The 23461-nt window shown below is 73.5% G+C and carries 15 protein-coding genes; 9 read left to right on the forward strand and 6 right to left on the reverse strand.

What is annotated here, in order from left to right:
* Positions 1-79 precede the first annotated feature (79 nt).
* From AB0B50_RS22090 to AB0B50_RS22105, 4 genes are all read right to left on the reverse strand, one after another.
* Positions 80-892: a PDZ domain-containing protein gene (locus AB0B50_RS22090; protein WP_362334344.1), complete on the reverse strand. Its 813-nt coding sequence runs from the start codon at positions 890-892 to the stop codon at positions 80-82.
* Positions 893-913: 21 nt separating this feature from the next.
* A complete protein-coding gene (locus AB0B50_RS22095; RefSeq protein WP_362334347.1) occupies positions 914-1816 on the reverse strand; it encodes a LysR family transcriptional regulator in 903 nt (300 codons plus the stop codon).
* A gap of 510 nt (positions 1817-2326) precedes the next feature.
* Positions 2327-2620, reverse strand: a complete 294-nt coding sequence (locus AB0B50_RS22100) for a DUF1330 domain-containing protein (protein ID WP_362334885.1) — start codon at positions 2618-2620, stop codon at positions 2327-2329.
* An 80-nt stretch (positions 2621-2700) separates the two neighbouring features.
* Positions 2701-3012 carry a hypothetical protein gene (locus AB0B50_RS22105; RefSeq protein WP_362334350.1) on the reverse strand — a complete coding sequence of 104 codons (312 nt, stop codon included), beginning with the start codon at positions 3010-3012 and terminating at the stop codon, positions 2701-2703.
* A 143-nt stretch (positions 3013-3155) separates the two neighbouring features.
* Here AB0B50_RS22105 and AB0B50_RS22110 point away from each other — a divergent pair, with 143 nt between their 5' ends.
* Together AB0B50_RS22110 and AB0B50_RS22115 are read left to right on the forward strand one after the other, a co-directional pair.
* The gene (locus AB0B50_RS22110) at positions 3156-3461 is read left to right on the forward strand and encodes a helix-turn-helix domain-containing protein (protein WP_362334353.1); all 306 of its coding nucleotides are present in this window, start codon (positions 3156-3158) and stop codon (positions 3459-3461) included.
* A gap of 205 nt (positions 3462-3666) precedes the next feature.
* Entirely contained in the window at positions 3667-4419 is a 753-nt protein-coding gene (locus tag AB0B50_RS22115; protein ID WP_362334356.1) for a hypothetical protein, read from the forward strand.
* Between the two features lie 9 nt (positions 4420-4428).
* On the opposite strand, the gene phsA is transcribed toward AB0B50_RS22115, so the two are convergent.
* Together phsA and cyc2 are read right to left on the reverse strand one after the other, a co-directional pair.
* Positions 4429-6327, reverse strand: coding sequence for an O-aminophenol oxidase PhsA (gene phsA / locus AB0B50_RS22120; protein WP_362334359.1), 1899 nt, complete (start codon positions 6325-6327; stop codon positions 4429-4431).
* A gap of 195 nt (positions 6328-6522) precedes the next feature.
* Positions 6523-8688, reverse strand: a complete 2166-nt coding sequence (gene cyc2 / locus AB0B50_RS22125) for a germacradienol/geosmin synthase Cyc2 (RefSeq protein WP_362334362.1) — start codon at positions 8686-8688, stop codon at positions 6523-6525.
* Positions 8689-8903: 215 nt separating this feature from the next.
* Here cyc2 and AB0B50_RS22130 point away from each other — a divergent pair, with 215 nt between their 5' ends.
* The 7 genes from AB0B50_RS22130 (at position 8904) to AB0B50_RS22160 (ending at position 23460) form a co-directional block, all read left to right on the forward strand.
* Positions 8904-9392 carry a hypothetical protein gene (locus tag AB0B50_RS22130; protein WP_362334365.1) on the forward strand — a complete coding sequence of 163 codons (489 nt, stop codon included), beginning with the start codon at positions 8904-8906 and terminating at the stop codon, positions 9390-9392.
* Positions 9393-10284: 892 nt separating this feature from the next.
* Complete coding sequence (locus AB0B50_RS22135) at positions 10285-12216, forward strand: hypothetical protein (protein ID WP_362334368.1); 1932 nt, start codon at positions 10285-10287, stop codon at positions 12214-12216.
* On the forward strand, positions 12189-18581 hold the full coding sequence (locus AB0B50_RS22140; RefSeq protein WP_362334370.1) for a CHAT domain-containing protein: 6393 nt from the start codon (positions 12189-12191) through the stop codon (positions 18579-18581). The genes AB0B50_RS22135 and AB0B50_RS22140 overlap by 28 nt, the downstream gene beginning before the upstream one ends.
* Positions 18578-18937, forward strand: coding sequence for a hypothetical protein (locus tag AB0B50_RS22145; RefSeq protein WP_362334373.1), 360 nt, complete (start codon positions 18578-18580; stop codon positions 18935-18937). The genes AB0B50_RS22140 and AB0B50_RS22145 overlap by 4 nt, the downstream gene beginning before the upstream one ends.
* Positions 18930-19361, forward strand: a complete 432-nt coding sequence (gene grpE, locus AB0B50_RS22150) for a nucleotide exchange factor GrpE (RefSeq protein ID WP_362334376.1) — start codon at positions 18930-18932, stop codon at positions 19359-19361. Before AB0B50_RS22145 ends, grpE begins: the two co-directional genes overlap by 8 nt.
* Positions 19358-21499 carry an Hsp70 family protein gene (locus AB0B50_RS22155; RefSeq protein WP_362334379.1) on the forward strand — a complete coding sequence of 714 codons (2142 nt, stop codon included), beginning with the start codon at positions 19358-19360 and terminating at the stop codon, positions 21497-21499. The genes grpE and AB0B50_RS22155 overlap by 4 nt, the downstream gene beginning before the upstream one ends.
* On the forward strand, positions 21496-23460 hold the full coding sequence (locus AB0B50_RS22160) for an Hsp70 family protein (RefSeq protein ID WP_362334382.1): 1965 nt from the start codon (positions 21496-21498) through the stop codon (positions 23458-23460). Before AB0B50_RS22155 ends, AB0B50_RS22160 begins: the two co-directional genes overlap by 4 nt.
* Position 23461 lies beyond the last annotated feature (1 nt).

Genomic DNA, 23461 nt, shown 5'->3' on the forward strand with positions numbered 1-23461 from the left:
CCGAACAGGAGCAGGGCGCCCCCGCGACATCCTCCCCACCACAGTCATCGTCCACGGGCGAACCCCGGGGCCCAGGCGCTCACGTCACGAAGCCCGGCCTGACCGAGAGGGACTGGCGGGCGCCGTTCTCGTGGCGCACCGTCAGGGTCGTCACCCTGCCGGGGCGCGCCACGGTGACCGCTGTGGCCAGGTCCGCGGCCGAGTCGATGCGGGTCCCGGCGAACGTGAGCACGGTGTCGCCTCGTACGAGACCGGCCGAGTGGCCGGGGCCGGGGATGTGGACGCCGACCAGCAGTGCGCCCGCGCCGGACGGGGCGTCGACCGCCTCGACGCCGAGCGTGGCGGCCCTGGACCCGGCGGCGGGCGGACGCGGGCCCGATTCCGCCTGGGCCGCGGGCCGCTCCGGCGAGGTGCCGGGCCGCTTCCCCGTGGACGGCTTCGAGGCCGACGCGGGCGGCTCGGGTACCGGTGCGCCGGCCGGAGGGCCCGCGGCCGTCGCCCCTGACGCCGCCGCCTCCTTCTGCATCTCCGCGAGCTTGCTCATGCCTATGACGGTGGCGCTCACCGTGCCCAGGCCGACGCCCGAGAGCACGAGGACCGCCGCGAACAGCAGGCCGAACAGCAGAGTCGTCAGGCGCCTCCCTCTGCGCCGCGCGGCGTGCGGACGGTGGCCCTTCGCCGGGGGATTTCCCGGGGCCCGGGTCTGGGCCTCGTCCTGGGCCCGGGGCTTTCCCGGGGCGGCGCCCAGGCCCTGCCCCCTCCCGAGGCCCTTCCCCAGGCCCCTCGCCCAGCGCTTTCCCGGGTACTTCAGGTGTGTCCCGGGGTCCGCGCCCGGGGTCTGGCCGGGGTTCTGGCCCGGCATCGGCTTGGGACGCAACGTGGTCTGATCCATGGCTCGCCTCCGGCCACAGCCCTACCCGGCGTGACCCGGCGGCGACGCCTCACGAACGGGTGAGGCGGCGTCCAGCTGTGCGGCGAGGGCCGCCGCGGGCCCACGCAGGGCTCCCGCGTGCACCGCCTCGGTGCGGTGCACCACGCGCGGTGCCGTCAGCGGCACGGCGACCGCGCCCGGCACCCGCTGCGCCGCCGAGCGCGGCAGCAGCGCGAGGCCGTGCCCCGCCGCGGCGAGGGCGGTGAGGGTGCGCAGGTCCGTGCCGTCGTAGTGGAGCGCGGGCCGGAAGCCCGACGTGCCGTTCGCGGTGCGGAGTTGGGCAAGGGGCAGCCCCGCGCCGGGGGCGTCGATCCAGCGGGCGTCGACGAGGTCGCCGAGGCTGAGCCCCGCCCGGCGGGCCAGCGGATGCCCCTCGGGAAGCAGGACGTCGACGGGCTCCTGCGCGACGCCGCGCGCGGTCAGCGGCGCCACGTCGGGCAGCCGCAGAGGGTCGTTCGGGGCGGCGAGACCGTCCACGAGGCCCAGTTCGGCGCGGCCGGTCGCGACGGCCGCGGGTATCTCTTCGCGGGGCAGCACGCGCAAGGTGACGCCCGCCGGGGGCAGTGCCTCGGCCACGTCCCGTGTCAGCGCGGTCGCCGTGGCCGCGAGGGTCAGGCCCCACTGCGGAGCGGCCGCCATGCGCACGACCTCGGCGCGGGCCGCGTCGAGGCGCAGCAGCAGCGGGCCCGCGTGCTCGATGAGGCGCGCGCCCGCCGGGGTGGGCGCGACGGGCCGACGCGTGAGCAGGGCCGTGCCGAGGTCCTGCTCCAGGGCGGCGATGTGCTGGGAGACGGCGGACTGGGTGTAGCCGAGTGCGCGCGCGGCCTCGGAGAAGGAAGCGAGACGGGCCACCGTCACGTATGTACGCAGGAGGTGCGGATCCATGGCCTCCAGTGTCCCGTCGCATGTGATCCTGTCTCTGGCCAGGGCCATGACCAGAGGTGAGGCAAGGCCGGGTGGGACGGGCCTCCGGTGGAATCTCAGACGAGGTTGTCCCGCAGCGGCATTTCTGCGGGGATGTCTCACTCGATGTTGCCGGTCAGCTGTCTTTGACGGCTGTGCGTTGACGGAAGGCCGCTTGCCGACATCGGTGTGAGCAGGAGAGGGCATCGCGACGACGGTCGTCACCGGGACGATGGCGGATCAGCACCCCGACTGCCCCGCCAATGGGACCGTGCCAACGTGAAGTAGCTGGTCGGCCTGGTGGCGGGGCAGGGTTCGCGGGTGCTCGTGCCGGTCGGGTGCGTCGGTCTGCGTTCATGGTCGTCTGCCACCGGCCGGCTTCGAGTTGGTGAGGACCAGCGGTGCGCGCAGCAGGTTCGCAGCCCGCGCCGGGTTGAACCGGAGTCGGGTGAGGATGCGCCAGTTCTTCAGCGCGGCGAGGCAGCCCGTCGGTCAGTCGATGCCTTCGATGATGCGGAAGTCGCGCTCGACGCAGTCGGAGAGGACCACCAGCGCCTTCTGGTAAGCCTCGCTCTCGTATGCCGCGACGGCCTGATCGAAGCTGTCGAACTCGATCAGAACGACGCGGTTCGTGTTTCCGGCTTCGTGGGCGACGACTCGGCCGCCACTGGCCAGGACCCGCCCGCCCCCGGCTCGGACGGCCGGACCGGCCAGCTTGTCGTAGGCAGTCAGCCTCTCAGGGTCGGAAATGACGCGGTAGACACTGACCCAGTAGCCCTTGGCCATGGAAACCTCCTGTGTTCGGCCGGACATGCCCGGCTGCGAATTGACGCTCAGATTGCTCGATCCCGGCGACAGGGCACCGGTCATTCGTGAGGACGTGCTGATCCGGCCTGGTTCGGCTCTGCCACCCGCGACTGCCGGTTCGCGTCCCGGCGAAGTCTTCCTCGGGGCCCGGCGCCTTCGGCGAGGATGAGCAGCCGTTCCCGTTCGGACCTCCAGCACTGGTCAGCGGGGCCGCCGTGCACCAGCGATGCCGCCTGTTCGCGGGTGAGCCCGACCCGTTCGGCGAACATCCGGAACAGCCCGATCGGCGGCACGTCCCCAGGCATCATGCGCGCGAGCAGCGCGCCGGCCCGGTCGGCGTACGGCGGTTCCAGCAGGGCTAATCGCGACATCGGCACTCCCGTTGCCAGTGCTTCTATTTTCGAATCACTATGCTGCTTCGAGAAGCGAAGCGCAAGGAGATGAGGGGAACATGGGAGGCGGAGCACCGCGGCCCGGCGTACCGGTGCGGGGGTCCACATCGGGACGCCCTGTCATGGCCGCACTCGATCTGCTGGGACGGCGCTGGACGCTGCTCATCCTGTGGGAGCTGAGTCAAGCCCCGGGCGGCTTCCGTGAGTTGCAGCGCCGGTGCGAGCGCATGTCCTCCAGTGTGCTCAGTACCCGGCTCGGCGAGCTGATCGATGTCCGTCTGATCACTCTGCGCGAGGACGGATATCACCTCACCCAGCTCGGCGGGGACCTTGTCGACGCCCTCCAACCGCTGTTCGCGTGGAGCCGACGGTGGGCGGAGGAAGCGGACACCGGCCCGGCACAAGGATCACAGCACAGCGATGAGTAGGCACGGCCTGCCCGTCACGATCGTCCGCGCGTGCCGGGACGGGACAACGGGCCACCGTCATGTCCGTACGCAGCAGGTGCGAATCCATGGCCTCAGGGATCGCCCACCGCAGCGGAACGGATCATCGGCCGCATCAGAGACGCTTATGGCGGATGCAGTTTTCATCGTTGGACGTGAACGAGGCGTCGCGCCCAGGATGATCGGCATGACCGCAACGACGCCGCACACCGCGACCCCCAACGCCCCCGCGCCCCGCGCCGCCCGTATCGCCCTCGTCGGCGACCGCTCGCCGAGCGTCACCTCCCACACTCGGATCCCGCTCCTCCTGGACGCCCTCGCCGCCCGTGACGGCCTGGTCCTCGACGCGTACTGGATCTCGACGGAGGACGCCGAGGAGCCCGGCGCCGTACGCGGTTTCGACGCGGTGTGGGTGGTGCCCGGCAGTCCCTACCGCAGCGAGGCGGGCGCGCTCGCGGCGATCCGCACGGCGCGCGAGGACGGCGTGCCCTTCCTCGGTACCTGCGGCGGCTTCCAGCACACGCTCCTCGAATTCGCGCGCCATGTGTGCGACCTGACGGACGTCGCGCACGCGGAGAACGACCCGGACGCCGACGATCTGCTGATCGCGCCGCTCGCCTGCTCGCTGGTCGGCCACGAGGGCACCGTGACGATCGCCCCGGACTCGCTCGCCGAGTCGGTCGTCGGCGCCCGCAGCTCCATCGAGCGCTACCACTGCACCTACGGCCCGGGCGCCCACCTCGACACGCTGCGCGCGCACGGCCTGCGCTTCTCGGGCGAGGACGAGGCGGGCCAGGTGCGGATGACCGAACTCCCCGGCCACCCCTTCTTCCTGGCCACCCTCTTCCAGCCCGAGCTGTCGGGCGACGGCTCGCGCCCGCACCCCATCGTGCGGGCGCTGGCGCGAGCCGCCGTGCGTCACGCGGGCGTGCCTGCCTGAGGCCCGCGCCTAGGCCGCGTGGTCGCCGTGGCCGCCGCCGTGCCCCGCGCCGTGGTCGAACTTCAGGGCCTCCTTCGGCATGACGACGAAGGGCCGCATCATGCCCATGTCCTCGTGCTCCAGGAAGTGGCAGTGGTACATGAAGCGGCCGTACGCACCGTCGAACTTGCCCATGACGCGCAGGAGTTGACCGCCAGGCACCCGGAAGACGTCCTTCCAGCCGCGCTCGTTCGGAGCCAGCGGGATCTTCCGGTCCGGGTCGAAGGCGACCGGGGCCCGGGTGCCGCCGATCGTGACGTCGAAGCCGGAGACGTCGTACGCGTCACGGCCGAGGAGTTGGAAGTCCGCCAAGTGGATGTGCATCGGGTGGGTCACCGGCGGGTTCACCGCGAGGTTCAGGAAGCTCCACTGCTCGTAGGCACCCTCGGCGATGTTGATGCCGAGGCCGTCGTTGAACGTACGGGCGATGCGGCGGTAGGTCTTGACCTTGCCGTCCTCGCCGCGCAGCTGGATGATCCCCTCGGTCGGGACCTGGATGTCGCCGGGCTCCTCGACCTCGACCATCTCCCAGATCTCCGGGTGACCGCCGCCTCCCTTGGTCGCGGGCGGGGTCAGCACGATCAGCCGGTGGCCGTGCTTGATGTCGTGGGTGAGCGGGCGGAACGAACCCGAGAGGATCTCCGGCAGTTCGAAGGTGTCGGGATCGGCACACTCGCCGACCCGGAACTCCATGACCTGCGGATAGCGCACGTCGTTCGGCACGTCGGGCACGCCGGGCGCCTGGCCGCGCCCCTTGTTGACCAGGCGCAGGCGCTTGCCCGCCAGCTCCCTGAAGTCGATGAGGAGGTCCATGCGCTCGGCGGGCGCGACGGTGAGCGCGGGCAGCTCCCCCTCGAAGTCGACGGGGACGGGGCGCGGCAGGAGCCCGCCGTCGCTGCCGATCTGGTGCAGGACGCCCCGCACCGGGTTGTTGTCCTCGTCGATGAGAACCAGGTCGTAGATGCGGGCGTTCGACGCGTTGACCAGGCGGAAGCGGTACCAGGCCGCATCCACGTCCGCGTACGGCCAGATGCGGCCGTTGACCGTGGTGTACGGGCCCGAGAAGGGCAGGGAGACCGGCTTGCCCGTCTCCGCGTTCTTCGGGTCGACGATGACGGTCTTGTGCAGCAGGCGGCCATTCAGCCGGTCGTCGCCCTCGTCCGTGTCGAGGTTCCTGTCGGCGATGATCAGCGGGATCTCCCGCTCCCCGCAGGGGAGTTGGAGTGCGTCCTCCTCGTCGTCACGGACGAGGTACGTGCCGTACAGCCCCGCCATGACGTTCCACCGTGTGATGTTCATGGCGTGGTCGTGATACCACCACTGGACCGCCTGGTGGTCGTTCGGGTACTCGGAGAGCTGGGCGTCGCCGTAACCCACGGCGTTGTCCGCCCAGCCGTCGTTGCCACCGCCGGTCTGTGCGCCGTGCAGATGCGTCACCGACCAGGCGGGCAGCGCGGCCACGTCCTTGTTCGGCTCGACGCCGGCGCGGCCGGGCTCGGTGTTCGGCGGCGGGTCCTTCACCGGGTCGCCGCGCGGGACCTCGACGGCCGTGACGGGATATTCGCCCTGCGGGATGCGGTTGGTCCAGGCGATGCGGATGCGCTGTCCGCGCCGCACCTCGATGGTGGGGCCCGGCACGGAGCCGTCGTACCCCCACATCAGGGTCGGTGGGAGCTGCGGGTGCAGACGCACCCAGGTGGGACGCAGCGCGATCTCTGTCTCCTCGCGCACGTCGGCGGAGTCGGGGCGCAGGACCGGCGGGACGGTCAACGGCGCGACGAACGGCGTCAGTTCGCCATCCGCGGGCGCCTTCGCCTCCGCCCCGTCCCCCGTCAGTCGGTCGGTGATGCGCTCAATGATGTCGGTCAAGATCGAACACCCCCGTGTTCTTTCCCCCATGTCGCGGCCGGTCGAGGGCCGCCCTTCACTTCTGAAGACTCCCGGCGCATCACCGAAGTTCCGCGAATCCAGCATTCCGGATGAAACCATCCGAACGAGGCCCTTCCAGATCCGCGCGAGGCCCCGCCGGCGCGTCCGACGGGGCCTTCCTCCCCTGCCTCCGGATCAGAGCAGACCGGCGATCGACGGCACCCTCGGCACCCGGTCGGGCACGAAGCCGTGCGTGCGCCGCGCCAGGTCCTCGGCGCCGTAACGACGGCAGCCGCGGTGCCAGTTCAGGATGCCCGCCATCCAGTTCTGCAGCTCGACCACGTAGCCCTCCAGGGTCGCACGCGCCTGCTCGGACAGCTCGAAGTCCTCGTACAGGACCGGGAATTCGTGCGCGACGATGTGTTCGAACTGCTGCATGCGCTGCGTGATCAGATCGTGGACGACCCGCAGCGCGGCCGGGTAGTCGCAGCCGAAGAAGTTCTGCACGACCAGGATGCCGTTGTGGATCTCACCCTCGTACTCGATCTCCTTCTGGTACGAGAAGACGTCGTTCACGAGCATCGCGTGGTCGACGGCGGCGTTCTCCAGGGAGCGCACGGGGCCGCTGCGGTAGACCTCGGGCGGCACGGAGGGACCGTGGCCCATCCGGCACAGGCTCGTGGTGAGGTCGGCGCCGAAGGTGGCGCGGCGCATCTCCAGGTAGTCGACCGGGTCAGGGATACGGTTCTGCAGCTGGTTGGAGAGCTCCCACAGCCAGCTCTCCGTCATGACCTCCACGGCGTCGCGCAGCGTCCGCCGCTGCTCGGTGGTCATGGCGCGGGTCGTGCGCCGCCACAGGTCGGTCAGGCCGCGCTCCATGGCGTTCGCCGGCGCCTGGGCCGGGTCGCCCTCCAACGGCATGCACGCGGAGAGGCGCCCGGTGCAGAGCTTGGCTGCGGCGAAGTCGCGACGGTGGCCGAAGACGAGGGGGTAGTAGTCGTCGCCGTAGGTGCCCCAGGCCAGCCACTGCGAGCTGAGGTCGAGGGCCTCGGCCGTGCCGTCCGGGTCGAGGCCCGCCGCGCACAGCGGAAGGTCGTACGCATGGAGCTTGTCCTCGTCCCAGACCCCCTCGGCGAGGATGCCCGTGGCGTGCGCCCAGCCGGTGAGCCGGTGCCGCGCGGCGTCCAGCTCCGGGTTGAGCCGCAGCCCGAACGGCATGTGAATGTCGGGCACTTGGGAAGGGCCCACCTGCTGGAACGGCACATGCGTGAAGGGCCTCAGCCGCTCCTTGCCCGCGGCCGCGAGCAGCGCGCCGACGTCCGCCGCGGAGGTGCCGATGCCGGTGGGCCCGGAGAGCGGTGAGGCGTCGAGTGCGCCCTCGTTCATGTACCGGCTGGAGCGCAGATGCCATGCGTGGCCGCCCGACTGCCAGTCCTGAAGTCCCCTGGTGTACGCGGCGACCGACGCGACCTCGGGCGCGGTCAGGCCCATCTCCAGGGCGAGGGCGGGCACTTCGGTGAGCGCGGTGTGCTCGAACTGGTGCAGGCGTGAGGTCAGGACGTCGTTGACGGTGTCGGCGGCCTCCTGCGTCGTGCAGTCGAAGAAGGTCTCCAGGACGAGCACGCCGTTGCTGAGCTCGCCCTCGTCCTGGACCTCGCGCTGATACGAGAAGAGGTCGTTGCGCAGGTGGACACTGTCGGAGAACGTCTCCATGAGCACGCGCAGCGGCCTCGACTCCGCGACGGCCGCGGGCACTTCGGCCGTCGCGTACTCGATGAGGCCCGCCGACCAGGGGGCGCCGCCCACCTTGCGGCGCATCTCGATGTACTCGACGGGGTTGGCGATCCGCCCTTCGTTGATGTTGGACAGCTCCCACAGGGATTCGTTCAGGAGGTGCTCCGTGGAGCGGGCGAAGCGGCGGCGCCAGTCCACGGACATCGCGGGCACCGTGCGCGCCCACAGGTCGGCGAGGCCCGCCTCCACCGGGTTCTCCGGCTCCGGCACGGGTGTCGCGAGGTCCATCGGCATGAAGAGGGGCAGCCGGTCCAGATGAGCCTTGCCCGCGGAACGATCCTGCGTGCGCTTGTACATGTCCAGGAAGTGGTCGTCGAAGAAGAAGACCCACACGTACCAGTCGGTGATCAGCGACAGCGCGGGGCCGTCGCAGTCGGGGTGGGTGTACGCGCACAGCAGGCCGTAGTCGTGCGCGTCGAGGTCGCTCTGTTCCCAGATGCCGGAGCCCTCCAGCATGCCCATGTCCCGCGCCCACCGGGTGGAGTGCGCGCGCGCCTCCTCCAGGTGGGGGTTGAGCCGCGCGGGATACGGCATGTAGAAGTGCGGCAGTTCGAACGGCTGATTCATGGCCCGGCCCTACCCGGGGCCTTCAACTGCCATCCGCGGGGCGGGAGATGATCGCACCATCGCGTGAATCGACACCAGTTCGACGGACGGTGGGGGCGCGCATGTGGAAGGAGCGACGGCGCTCCGGATCGGCCCCACTGAATCACCGGTTTCCCCGCATACGCACGGCTCACGCCTCTAGGCTGCGGTGCACACCCCCGGAAGGAAGCACTTCCATGACCGATGCGCCGCCGCGAGCGGAGCTGCTCCTGGACCGAGAGGTCCCTGAAGAGCTGCGCCAGGAGCTCGTCGCCGCGTTCGCCGGACTCGGCTTCCCGCCGGCCCGGGTCCGCCGTGTCCTCGATCACCGCGGCGCGGCCGACATCCCCTGGATCGCCCTGGCGTCGCTGCCCCTGCAGGCGTTCCTCAGCGGGCTCGGCGCGGAGGCGGTCAGGGACGCGTACGAGCAGTTCAAGGGTGTCGTACGAAGGACGGCCCGTCCCGCGTCGCCCGCGCCCGGCACCCTGGGCGAGGCCCGCGAGGCACGGCCGATCGTGCTGCAGGACGCGGCGACCGGACTCGACATCGTGCTGGAGCCCGACCTGCCCGCCGAGGCCTACGAGAAGCTCACCGCGCTCGACCTGACGCGGTTCGAGGTGGGCCCGCTGCACTACGACCGCGCCCAGGGCCGCTGGCGTTCGGTCCTTGACGAGGCCGCCGGCTGATCCGCCGGCCGGAGGTCGCGGCGGGCCGCCCGCCGCGGATCGGGGGCTGACTGTGACTGAGCAGACCACGAGTACGGACCTGACCCGCGCCGAACAGGCGTGCGCGGAGGGCGAGTCGGCGCTGACCCGCGCCGACACCGGAACGGCGGAGAACCGCTTCCGGGAGGCGCTGGGGCTGGTGGGGGTGGCTCCGGGGGACACGGTGGGCCGGGGAGCCGGCACCAGTGACATCGGCGGGGGCGCCGGGGGGTCGGCGCCGGAGGCCGGGGGGCCGGTACCGGACGGCGCGGGCCCGGCGCCGGACGGCGCGGGCCCGGCGCCCAACGGCGCGGGCCCGGCGCCCAACGGCGGGGGCCCGGTGCCCAACGGCGCAGGCCCGGTACCGGACGCCGGGGGCCCGGTGCCCAACGGCGCAGGCCCGGTACCGGACGCCGGGGGCCCGGTACTCAACGGCACAAGGCCGGTGCCCAACAGCGCAGGCCCGGCACCGGACGGCGCAGGCCCGGTACCCAACGGCACAAGCCCGGTACCGGACGCCGGGGGCCCGGTACTCAACGGCACAAGGCCGGTGCCCAACAGCGCAGGCCCGGCACCGGACGGCGCAGGCCCGGTGCCCAACGCCTCAGGCCCGGTACCCAACGGCACAAGGCCGGTACCGGACGCCGGGGGCCCGGTACCCAACGGCACAAGGCCGGTGCCCAACAGCGCAGGCCCGGCACCGGACGGCGCAGGCCCGGTACCCAACGGCACAAACCCACTGCCCAACGGCACAAGCCCGGTGCCCAGCGCCGCAAGCCCGGTGCCCAACGGCGAAGGTGGGGCGCGGGTTGCCGCTCGGGCGTTGACCGGGCTCGGCCGGGTACTGCTCGCCCGGGGTGAAGTCGACCTCGCCATGAGTGAGTTCGAGCGGGCACGGGCCTTACGACCCGCCGCCGCGGGGCCCTTGCACTGGCTCGGCTGCGCCGCCGCGCACCAAGGCGACCTCGGCGCCGCGGAGCACCACTTCACCGCCTCCCTCGCCTGCGCCGTCCCGCACGGCAGGAGCCTGGTCCAGCGCGCCTACGTACACGCCCGCGCGGGCCACCGGGACGCCGCCCTCGCCGACCTTCGCGCCGCCTCCCTGACCGCACCCCTGGACGACGAGGCCCGCTGGGTGCTCGCCGTGCTCTCGGGCCGCTCCGCGCGCGAGGTGGCACTGCGGCTCCGCAGGGCGGCGGTCACCTCGCTGGACGGATTCGGCGAACGGCGCGGGCCGACCGCCGCCACGGAGTGGGAGCGGGCCGGGCAGCTGATCGCCGCCGCGCGCGGGCTCGACCCGGCGCCGCCGGCGTTCGCCCCACTGCATGCCGTGGCCCTGTTGCGGGCCGGGCGCCGCGAGACCGCCGTCGAGCTGCTCAAGGCCGCCGTACGGCACGACCCCGCCGACCACCGGGTCACCCACACCCTCGCGCTCACCCTCTTCAACTCCCCCGACCAGGAAGGCCAGGAAGGCCAGGACCGACAGGAAGGCCAGGACCGACAGGAAGCGCTGGAAGCCGAGAAGCCACGGGACGGACAGGAAGCGCCGGACACCGAGAAGGCACAGGAAAGGCCGGAAGGGAACGGCACATGGGAAGCCTGTGTCGCCGCCTGGGCCGCCGTGTTGCACGACGCCGGGTTCTGGGAGCGCGTGCGGGCCACCGCCGCCCGGCGCTACGGCGTCCCCGTGGAGGACTCCCTCGTGCCCACCCTGCGCGCCGGACTGCGCGAGGCCATCGAACGCCGCATGCCGGGCGACGACGCCGGCACACGCGTCGCGCCGGGACCCCTGCTCCAGCGCGAGGCCGACGCCGCGAAGCTGCTCGCGGCCGTCGGCGGCTTCCCGTCCGCCGGGGGCGGCGGCGTCCCCCTGTTCTGCGGACCGCTGCGCATCGCGGAGCTCGGCAGGTCGGCGGAGTTCGGCGCGTTCGCCGCCGCGCAGGACGAGTCGGACGCGTACGCATCCCTCACCTACGCATTCTCCGAACTCGGCTTCGCCCAGCTCCTGTTGGGCCAGGACAAGGCCGCCGACGCCCTCGCCGCCCTCGCCGAGCTGCGCTGCCCGGAGTGCCGGGCCGGCGGGCACGCGACCGGCGCGGCGGCCGTGTGCGAGCCGGGATGCGCCCGCTTCGACGAGCTCAACCCCGGCTATGCCGGACTCCCGGACAAGCACCGCAGGCTCTCCCTCGACGCGCGGGGCCTCGCCCTGGAGGCCCGGCTCGTCATGGGACGCACCGAACTGACTTCCGCACGGCCGGACTTCGGCGCGGCCGCCGCGTACTGGCGACGCGCCCTGGTCCACAGCAGGGAGCTGGAGCGGTACCGCGAGACGCAGACCGCCATCGTCGACATGGCGCTCGGCGCGGCGCGCGCGGCCCATCGCGAGGGGCGGCTGAGTCTCGCCGTGTCCACCCTGGAGGCGACGCACTCCGTGATCGGCGCCAATGAACGGGCCCGCCTGGAGGGCCAGTTGGCCAGGGTGCTCGCGGACCGCGGCATCTCGGTGGCCAATGACGAGGAGGCCCTGCTCGACCAGCCCGCCGCCGACCTGCGCCGCTCCGTCGCCTTCAACCCCCATCTGTTGCGGGCACAGGTCAGTCTCGGTGTCGTCCTGCGCGGGCTCGCCGCGGCCCGCTGGACCTCGGGCAGTCTGAGGGGTGCGCGGGACACCCTGCGCGAGGCCATCGACCAGCTCACCGCCGCGCTCGTGCTCTTCCCCGACGACCCCGACCTGGAGGAGCAGCGGGAGGCCGCGGTCTCCGATCTCAACCTCGTCATGTGGCAGCCCGACGTGAGCGAGCAGTGACGGCCGTGCTCGCCTACGAGGAACTCCGCATCCGGGTCCGCCGCGTCGGCGCGTCCCGCTATCTCGTGACGGCGGGCGGCCCCGCGTGCGCCGCCGAGGTGATCGCGGTCGGCGGGGAGCCCGCGGCCTTCCGCGAGCAGTGGGAGCGGCTGATCGCCGCGGAGCTCGGGTTCGCGCCGATGGGTGATCAGCACACCGTGGCGCAGCTGCGGGCGCTCGGGCGCGGGGTGTTCCGGCTGCTGTTCGGCGGCTCCGATTCCGACGCCGGGGCCGGTTCCGGCCGCGGGCCCGGCTCCCGCGAGGGGCAGGAGGCGGTGGCGGACGGCGGCGCGGACGGCTCCTGCGAGGGTGTCGGCGCCCGCGTCGGGCTCTGCGTCGACACCGCGCTTGACCGTGCGCAGCGGATGCGCCCCGCGCGCGGCCTTCGGCTCCGCTTCGATCTGCCGCCCGAGCTGCGCGACCTCCCTCTGGAGTCGCTGTGCGCACCGCCCGGCAGCCCTCAGCAGTCCCTCGCCCTCAACCACGGCTATTCACTGGTGCGTTCGCTGCCGGGCGGGCCTCTGGGGCAGCGGCTGCCCGACCCCGCGGACGAGCCGAGCCTGATCCGGCTCCTGGTGGCGTGCGCATCGCCCAGGGGGCTCGATCCGCTGCGGGCCGCGGCCGAGGTGGCCGCGCTCCGCCACGACCTGCCCGAAGTGGCCGTACAGACCACGGTGTTGGAGCGGGCGACGCGGGCGGGCCTGGAGTCGGCGCTCGGCACGCACTCCGAACTGCCCACCGCCGTCCTGCTGATCGCCCACGGGACGTACGACCACGAGCTCGGCAAGGGCGTGGTAGCCCTGGAGACGGAGAGCGGCGGCATCGACCGGGTGCCCGCGGATCTGCTCAGCGGAATCCTGCTCAAGGCCCAGCGGCTGCGGCTCGTCGCGCTCAACCTCTGTTCGGGAGCGGACAGTTCGCACCTCGAACCCTTCTCGGGGCTCGCGCAGGCACTGATCGGCGGGGGCGTGCCCGCTGTGGTGGCGATGCGGGGCAAGGTGAGCGATGTGTCGGCGGGCGCGTTCAGCCCGGAGCTCCTCAAGGGCATCGCGACCAACAAGACCGTCGACGAGTCCATGGCCGCCGCGCGGCTGCGCATCTCCCATCAGCCGGAGCACACGGCGGTGGAGTGGGCGACGCCCGCGCTGTTCCTGCACGAGGAGTGCAGGCAGGGCTGGCTGTTCAAGGCGCGGGAGGTGCGGGACGACGAGTTCGGGGCCGGGGCGGAGGACCCGCTGCGCGAGGGCGCGGAGGCGCTGCGGACGTTCCAGCGGCCCGTCGGGCACGTCGGCGCGGCCGTCCTGATCGGCGCGGCGCGCTTCCAGCGGGACCTCGGGCACTGGGCGCAGGTGCAGCGGATCCTGCGCATGCAGACCCAGAGCTACGCCGAGGAGCAGCGCAGGATGCGGGCCGAGGCCGCCTTCGAACTGGCCTGGCCCGAGCTGGAGAAGCTGTGCGCACTGCTCGCGGGTGAGCGCGACGCGGCGGGCGCCGAGGCGCAGCTCGCGGTGGTGCGGGAGCTGCTGCCGGGCCCGGTGCCGGGCGCGCTCGCGGCGGAGGTGGCCGGGCTGCGGAGGCTCGCCTCGCTGGTCGAGGAGGCACGGGCGGCGGAGGCGGCGGCCGACTGGGACACGGCGATCGACCGCTACGAGGACGTGCTCGCCGCGCGGCCCGGTGGACTGCGGGACGTGGCGGAGCGGCTCGCAGCGGCGCGGGACGAGCTGCACGTGGCGCGGACCTGCGAGGAGGGCGAGCGGGCACGGCGTGCGGGCGACTGGGACGCGGCGGCCCGGTCCTACGCCGCCGTCCTCACGCTGCGCCCGGGGCACGCGGAGGCCACGGCGTGGTCCTCCTACCTGACCGGACGGGCCGCCGAGGCGAGCGAGGACTGGGCGGCCGCGGAGTACGCGTACGCCGCGTGCGCGGGCCTCGACGACGCGGCGGGGCGGGCGGCGTATGCCCGGGGGCGGGCGGCGGCGGAGTTCGGCGACTGGGCCACCGCGCGGGACGCCTTCGCGCAGGCGGGGCCCGATGCGCGGGCCTGGAGCGCGTATGCCTCGGGGCGTGCGGCGGACGCGGCGGGGGCGTGGGCGCAGGCCGCGGAGGGTTACGCGGCGGCGGGCGGTCTCCTGGACGGCTCGGTACGCCTCCTGTACGTGCGGGGCCGGGCCGCGGCGGACGCCGGACGCCTCGCCGACGCGCTCATGGACCTGGCGGCGGCCGCCGCGCGGGGCTGGGACACGGAGCCGTGGCTGGGCGATCTGCGCCACCGCGCCTACGAGGCCGCGCTCGCCGCAACGGAGGCAGCGGACTGGCCGACCGCGCTCATTCATCTGACCCCGCTCCCGGACGACTACCGCGCCACGCATGCCCTCAGGCGGTACGCGCAGGGGCGGTCGGCGGCGACCGCGGGGGATTGGGGGGCGGCGGCGGAGGCGTTCGGTGAATGCGTGACCGCCGGGGGCGGCGGGGCGGGCGGGCGCCGGGCTCTGGCCGCGCACGACGAAGGGAGCGGGGGCGGGCGCGGGCGCGGCGACGCGGCTGGGGACGGGAATGGGCGCGGCAGCGCGGCCGAGGACCGGGACGGACGCGGCAGCACGGCCGAAGACCAGGACCGGCACCGCAACACCACCGAAGGCCGGGACGGACGCGGCAACGCAGCCGAAAACCAGTACCGGCACCGCAACACAGCCGAAGGCCGGGACACAGCCGAAGGCCGGGACGGACGCGGCAGCGCGGCCGAGGGCGGGGACGCGAGCACAGGCGCGGCCGAAGGCGGGAGGCGGGGCCCGGTTCCGGGTGCGCCGCCCCGGCCCCTGGATGGCGTTCCCTCCGACGCGCACGACCTCCACGCCTATGCCCAGGGGCGTCTCTGTCAGGCACAGGGGCGCTGGGACGAGGCGCTCGCGCTCTTCGCGGGGCTGCCGTCGGAGTTGGCGGACGTCCCCGACCGGGTGCTGTACTCCCGCGGACGGGCCGCCGACGCACGGGGCGAGTGGAACGGCGTCATCGACGGCTTCGGGCGGCTGCCCGACACGTACGCGCACGGCGAGGTGGGCGTACGCCGCCTGTACGCACGCGCACGCGTGGCCGCCGACCTGCGCGGCGACTGGGCGGCGGTCCTCGGCCTCCTCACCGGGGTCCCCGACGACTCCCGCGAGGGCGCGACAGGCGCCCTGCGCCGCAAGGCGGAGGGCCGCAGGGCGGAGGAGGCGAACGACTGGACGACGGCGTGCGAGATCTACGCCAGGGCGTTTCCCGGGGGCGTCCCGGGCACCCTCACCGCGGGCGCGCACACGGCGAGCACCCTCACCGCGGGCGCGCCCACAGAGAGCACCCTCACCGCGGGCGCGCCCACGGAGCCGACGGACGGGGCACTGTCGAACGGCACTCCCCCCGCGGCCGCGCCGCATGCCGGGACGCGGCAGGACCCGCACGCCCCGGCAGCCGGGCAGGCGCCGAGCGGCACGTCCGCGAAGGCGGCCGGGCAACCGTCGCGCGGCACGTCCGAGAAGGCGGCCGCCTCCTCCGCCGCCCTGCCGCTCCGTCACGACCCGGCAGCCGGCCCGACGCCCGACGGCACCCCGGACGACGACGGCACCCCCGCCCCCGACCACGAGGCCACCCACCTCTACTGCTACGCCCTCGCGCGGGCCCACGAGATGGTCGGGCGGTGGCAGGAGGCGGGCGAGGTCTACCAGTTGCTGGACGACGAGTGGGCCGACGTCGGTGTACGGCAGCGGTATGTGCGGGCCCGGGTCGCCGAAGCCGAGGCCACCACGGCGGCGGCCTGGCAGCACGTCGGCGAGGCGTACGCGGCGCTGGAGCCGGACGGTGTGCGGGGCGTGGACGTCGCCGCGCGGGGGCGGTACGCGCGCGTGCGGGCCGCCGAGGCCGAGGGGGACTGGGCGGGTGTGGCCGCCGAGGCCGCCGCTCTCGGGGAGCACCGTGACGCGCCCGCCGTCGCCGCCTACGCGCGCGGGCGCCTCGCCGACGCGCACCAGGAGTGGCAGCGGGCCGCCGACGCCTTCCGCGCGTGCCCGGGGTACCGGGACGCAGACGCCCATCTCGCGTACGCGGAAGGGCGGTTGTTGGAGGCGGCCGGGAAGTGGAGCGCCGCCGTCGTCGCGTACGACCGGGCGTGCGGTGCCCTCGACCGCGCCGACGTGCGGTGCCGCAGGCTGCGGCGGCTCATCGGGCTGCTGCCCTGGGCGGACGGGCTGACCAGCTCCCCCTTGGTCGCCGACCCCTTCGCCGTACGGGACCAGGCCTTCCCGTATCTCGCGCTCCGGGACGCCGGCGTGGACCCCGGCGCCTCCATGGACGTCGTCAAGAACGCCTCGTACGCCTTGCTGGAGCGCGGCACGATGTCCTGGCACGAGCGCGTCGCCCTGGAGCGGCTCCGGCTGCCGGGACGGCGGCTCCAACTCGACGCCCTGCTCTACCGATGGGCCTCCCCCGCGCCCCTGCGCGACGCCCTCGCCGAACTCTCGCCGGACGAGGGCCCCGGCCTCCTGGACACCCTGTGCAAGCGCTTCCCGCAGGACGCCCCGCTGCTGCTCCTGCTGGCCCGGGACCGCGAGGCCGCCGCCGCGGAGTGGGAGCGGCGTCTGAAGGAGGCGCCCGGCGACATGGCCGTGGTGCACGGGCTCGCCGCCGCCCGGCTGTGGCAGGCGCAGGAGCTGGAGCAGAGCGGCGCGTGGGAACACGCGGTGCGCGCCTGGGAGTCGGCGCTCGCGTACTGGGCGACGCTGCTCAGTGACGACGAGTACTGGGACGGCTGGCGCGCCGAGCGCGCCGCCTGCTACGAACGCGACCTGACGCACGAGGACATGGCGTCGCTGCGCTGGGAGCTCAGCCAGCACCTCTTCGGTCAGCTGTCGGCCTACGAACAGCGGCACACCGAGCAGGACCGACCCCAACAGGCCGATGCCTACCAGGTGCTGGCCGCCGTGCTCGAGTCCGAGCTGGGCGGCGCGCGCGTCCTCAAGGACGTGGGCGGACTGCCGGACGTGCCCGGCGCGGGCGCCACCCTGGCCTGCGGGCCGCGCTATCTGCGGCTGCTGCGCCTGCAGGCGCCCCTCGGCGATCTCGTAGCGAGTCTCGACGCGGCCGCCAAGGAGGGCAAGGACCCCGGCGAGTACGCGGTGCGCGAACTGCGCTGGGCCTTTTCGGAGTTGGCGCAGAGCTTCGCCCTGTGCGAGGTGCGGAAGTTCGAGACCGCGTTGCGCGCCCTGCCCGCGCTGCGCACGCTGACCACCCTGCCCGAGGACTGCGCGGGCCCCGTCACCGGCGCCCCACACGTCATACGGTGCCGGCACTGCCAGGACTTCCTGCTCCGCAACCCCGCCTACGTCCGCCTCCCGCACCGCCACGCGCGCCTCCTCCAGGACGGCGTCGAACTCGCCGTGCACGTCCGCCTCGCGCTCGCGAAGACCGCGCTGACCCGCGGCGACGGCGGGCTCGACGACGCCCTGGAGCAGTGGGGCGAGCTGGTCAAGGTGTCCCGCCACGCGGGGATGCAGGCCCGCTCGAAGAAGGCCGTGATCCGCACCGTCCTCGGCCGCGTCGAGGCGCTCACCGACGAGGACGGCGCCCAGCTCGGCAGCTGCCTGGACGAGGCCGTCACGCTCGTCGAGTCCGCCATCACCGTGCTGCACCCGCTCGACCGCGAACTGCTCGGCCAACTGCACGCGAAACTCTCGGCGTTGCTCTCGATGCGCGGGGTGTGGCGCGGCTACACCCGCACCAGGCACGGCATGCGCTCCGACGTGTACGGCGCGGAGGCCGACCTGCGCCGCGCCCTCGCCCTCAACCCGGAGTCCAGCCACGCCCGCGACAACCTCGCGCGCGCCCTGGTCTTCACCCTCGACGACCGGACGTACGAGGTGCCCGAGCGCCTCGAACTGCTGCGCGAGGCCCTCGACCTGCTCGACGTGGGCCTCGGGCAGGCCCTGACGCACCGCTACCGCGAGACGCTCGGCGAGGCCCTGGACGAGATGGAGAAGCTGCTCACCCGGCACCTCGGCGTCGGCGGCATGGGCGACCTGATCCGCAGCGACGGCAAGGAGACCCCGCCGGACGACGACGATCTGCCCACCTGGGCGGCGGAGTTGACCGACAGGGCGGAGCGGGCTTTGCGCGGCGGCGACATCCTGTGGGCGCTGCACCACCTGATCCGCGCCACCCGCGCGGACCCCACCGACAGCCGGATCCGCCGGGCCCTGCTCGACGCGGTGCGCCGCTGGCTCGCCGAACTGGCCACCGAACGCCCGGCACTTGGCAACAACGCCGTCAAGAACCAAGAAGGAGGCAGCGTCGCGTGATCGAGGACCCTTCCGCGAGCTGGGACGGACCCTTCCCCTACGGCGCGCTCGCCCCGGCGGGAGTGACTCCCTGGACGTCCCACGCGGACATGCAGGACGTCTCCTTCGAGCTGCTCGCCCGGCATCTGATGACGCCGGTCACCCAGCAGGCCTGGGACGAGCTGCGCAGCGTACGCCGCAGGCTGCTCGTCGATCTCCTCCTGTACGACGTGGACCTCGCGGCCGAACTCCCGCTCGCCCGGGACGACATCGACCGCGGGATCGCCGAGGAGAGCGGGCCGCGGGACGTGCCCACGCACCCGCTCCCGGAGGACTCCGTGCGCCTCCTGGACGACCTGATCCGGTTCGATGTCTGACCCGGCGGCCCGGCTCGCCTACGAGCACGCGCGCGACATCGCCGCCCGCGACGCCGCCCACCGGGCCCTCACCGAACGGCTTCTGCTGCGCTGCGCCGACGTCCTGGACTCCTTCGACCGGCTCCTCGCCGACGGCGCGGCGAGCGATGTGGAGACGTACCGAAGGAGCGTGGCGCTGATCGCCGGGCAGTTGGAGCGGGCCCTGACCGAGGAGGGGCTCGAACGCGTCGGGCACGTCGGCGAGCGGGCCGAACCGGCCACGCACCACGTCGCGGAGGTCCGCGCGGCGCCGGCCGGAACACAGGGCGACGAGGTCCTTGAGATCCTGCAGCGCGGGTATCGATACCGGGGGCAAGTGCTGCGCGCCGCCCGGGTGGTCGTCGCCGTCGAGGGCGGCACGGAGCAAGGGACGGAGCGGGAATGAAGGCCATCGGCATCGACCTCGGCACCACCAACAGCGCGGTCGCCGCCCACGATCCGCACCGCGCGGACATCGCGGTGCTCACCAACAGCAAGGGCGAGCGGCTCACCCCGTCCGTCGTCGGCGTCGTCCACCGCGACGGCAAGGACCAGCCACTCGTCGGCGAGGACGCGCTGAACTGGGCGATCAGGCAGCCCAAGGAGACCATCGTCTCCGTCAAGCGCCTGATGGGGCGGGACTTCGCGGACGCGTCGGTGGCGCAGGCCCGCGACCGGATGAGCTACGAGATCGTCGCGGGGCCCGACGAGGACCCACGGGCGCACGTGCTGCTCGGCGGGCGCGCCCGCACGCCCGCGGAGATCTCCAGCGTGATCCTGGACAAGCTGGTCAGGGACGCCTCGCGCACCCTCGGCGAGCCGGTGACGCACGCCGTGATCACCGTGCCCGCCTACTTCCGCGACGCGCAGCGCGCCGCCACGCGCGAGGCCGCCGAGAAGGCCGGCCTGGTGGTGAAGAAGATCGTGGACGAGCCGACGGCCGCCGCGGTCGCCTTCGGCCTGCACAAACCGGGCGGCGCGCGCAGCCGGGTGCTCGTCTACGACCTGGGCGGCGGCACCTTCGACATCTCGATCCTCAACGCGGTCAAGGACCAGGAGGGCAGAAGCCAGTTCCAGGTCCTGCGGGCGGCCGGCGACATCTGGCTGGGCGGGGACGACTTCGACCTGGCGATCGTGGAGCGGATCATCGCGTGGATGCGCGAGGAGCACCACGTGGACCCGTCCGGGGACAAGGCGTTCCTGTTCCAGGCGAAGAAGGCCGCCGAGCGCGCCAAGCGCGAGCTGAACGACCTGCCGGAGACGTACATCGTGATCCCGGCCGCGTACCGCAGCGAGAACGGCGTCCTCGACGTCGAGATGAAGCTGACGCGCGGCGAGTTCCAGGACATGATCGCGCCCCTTGTGGCCAGGACGATGAGCCTGGTCCAGGAGTCCCTGGGGCGCTACGAACTCTCCACGGACGACATCTCCGACGTCCTCCTTGTGGGCGGCGGCACGCTCACCCGGCCGGTGTACGAGGCGGTCGAGGCGTTCTTCGGCGCGGAGAAGGTGCGCAGGAACATCAATCCCATGGAGTGCGTCGCCTTCGGCGCGGGTGTGCTCGCCGAGACGCTGCGCGGCGTCGAGTGCTCGGACCCGGAGTGCGCCAAGGTCAACGAGTACGGGGCGGACGCCTGCACGGCCTGCGGCAGAAGCCTGGCCGACGGGCGCTCCAAGGGCGACACGGGCCTTTACGAGTCGACGCCCATGGCGATGGGCATCGCCGCGATCAAGGGCAATCAGCGGGACGTGTTCGTCGAGATCATCGAGGCCGGTTCGCCCTATCCGCTCTCCGAGCCGCGCCAGCGCACGTTCCACGCGACGGACAGCCGCCGCATCCGCGTGCCGGTCTACGAGGGCGACAGCAAGGTGGCGAGCGAGAACCACGAGCAGGGCGTGGTCGAGTTCGAGCTGCCGCAGGAGATCGAGATCAACCGCCAGGTGGACGTCTCCTTCAACTACTCGGCGGACCGCATCATCACGGTGAAGATCTCCGTGCGCGGCACGGACATGGTCCTGGAGGCCACGCCCAACCGCGAGAAGCCGCGCACCCCGCCGCCCGAGCCCGTGGAGGAGCTGGACAGCGCGGTCCTGCGCGAGCAGCTGGGCTTCGCCGAGCGGGAGGCCGACCACTTCCTGAAGCGGTACGGGCCCTACATCGAGCCGGTGCAGGCGATGAAGGTGCGCCGCGACATCGAGCAGGCGCAGCGGGCGGCGGCGATGGGCGACAGCGGCGAGTACAAGCGCCTCACCGAGCTGCTGCTCGACGACATGTACCGCCAGTGCGGTCTGGCCAGCCAGTTCCGCCAGGCCGAGCTCGCCTCGGAGGGCGCGCCGCCGGAGACGGTGCGGCAGATCAACGAGGCGGTCGAGTACGTCAAGCAGGCCCACCGGCAGGGCAATCGCGTGCAGACCGCCCAGCAGGCGCGCAACCTCGTGAATCTGGTGGCGGTGGCCCAGTCGGAGCGGGCCGTGCCGACGCTTCCCGACAAGCCGGACTACAAGGGCATCCTGCGGTTCGCCGGAGAGACGGCCGGCGGATGACGCAGGCGCGGCCGGCGGACCGGCCGGCGTCGGGGGCCGGGGCCGCGGCCCCCGTCAGCCTCGGCATCGACTTCGGCGCCACGGGCGTGCGGGCGCTCTTCGCCCTGCCGGACAAGCCGGGGCGGCGCCTCGAACCGGAGTCGGGCGACGGGCCGTGGCTGCTGTGCGAGCCCGCCGACATGGGCGAGCTGCCTGTGACCTTCCCGAGTCTCAAGAGCCGTCTGGGGAGCGGGCGTCCGGTGCGGATCGCGGGCAAGGCGTTCGACGCGGACCAGCTGGTGGTGCGCCTGCTGCGGTCCGTGCGGGAGCGCGTGGAGGCGGCGGCGCCGGGGCGTGTGGCGCAGACCGTGATCAGTGTGCCCGCGCGCTTCGGCTCGGCACAGCGGGCGGCGCTGCGGGACGCTGCACGCGAGGCGGGCCTCGACCCCGCGCGCCTGGTGAGCGACTCCATGGCCGCGGTGATCGGCCACATGACGGAGCGGGACAGCGGCACCTGTCTGGTCTACGGCATGGGGTACGAGGGGTTCGAGCTCGGCCTGATCCGCAGCGTGCGCGGCCACTTCCGCTCGCTGGGCTACGAGGGCGGGGCGACGTCGGGAGGACGGGCGTTCGACGCGGAGACGCTGTCGTCGGCGGTGCGGCTGCTGCGCAGGCACCGGGGCGCGGGCTGGGTCACCGGGGTCGACGCGTCGGTGTGGCAGGGGCTTCGCGCGCGCGGGCAGGAGGCGCGGGAGGCGCTCGGCGCGCCGGGCGGTCCCGAGGCCGCGGTGCTCGACCTGGAGATGGGCGCGGGGCCGCCGCTGTGGGTGCGGTTCGCGCGGCCCGACCTCGACGCGTACCTGGACCGGCATGTGCGGCGCACCCTCGACCGGGCAAAGGCACTGCTCGACCAGTCGGGGATGACGCCATCGGACGTCGACACACTGCTCCTCGTGGGCGGCAACACCCTGATGGAGCCGGTGCGTTCGCGGGTGGCGGGGCTCGGCAGGCAGAGCGTGCAGGCGCCGTCCGAGCTGCTCGCCCTCGGCGCCCTGAAGCACGCGGTGCGGCTCGCGGGCGGCGCCGCGTCCTCCGGCCCGGCGGCCCTGGAGGAGGGCCCGCTGGAACCGGCCGCCTCGGCCCACGACACCCTCTCGGACGCACCGCCGCTCACGGCGACGCTGGTGGACGCGGAGGAGCGGGAATCCGGCGGTGCGCGGGAGTCGGGTGGTGTACGGACGTCGGGTCACGTACGGGCCCCACGCGGCGTACGGGATGACGCGGGCGCCGCGCGTGCGGCGGGCGACGGCCGCGAGCCCCGGGACGTGGAGCGGGCGAGGCTGCTCGCCCGGCAGGGGCGCGAGACAGAGGCCGCCGCGCTGCTGCGGGAGATCATCGCGGAGGCGCAGGAGCTCCTGGACGGGCTGAACCGCCGGGCGCCGGGGCCCGATCCCGTGCCGCCCGCGCGGCCGACGGAGCCGACGGCCGCGGCGGCTCTCGCGGCGACCGCCCCGCCCCCGGACCCCGCCCCTGCCCTCGACTACGCGTCGCGCCGCCAACTGGCCCGCGCCCAGGCCCTGTTGTCGCTCGGCAGATACGACCACGCCGTGCAGGCGGCGCACATCGCCTGGCAGGACGCGGCGACCAGGCCGACCGGGGCCGACATGCTGGACGCGATGATCGACGTGCACTGCGCGGCCGCGATGGCCGACATGGCGCCGGAGCACTTCGCCGACGCCGAGCGGTGGCTCAACTGCGCGTACAGCCACGACCCGACGAACGTCCGGGTGCGCGGGCTGCTCGCCCAGCGGACCTACCGGCACGCCGTGGAACTGGACCGGCGCGGGCAGCGGGATGAGGCGATTGAGGCCCTGGGGAAGTGTCTGACGTGGGATCCTGAACACGCCGACGCCGAGGCGCTGTTGAGGCGTTTGAACCGGGACGGCAGGAACCGGCGTGGCAGGGGGGACGTCCTCGGGTAGA

The sequence above is a fragment of the Streptomyces sp. NPDC041068 genome (assembly GCF_040647455.1).
Lineage (GTDB): Bacteria > Actinomycetota > Actinomycetes > Streptomycetales > Streptomycetaceae > Streptomyces.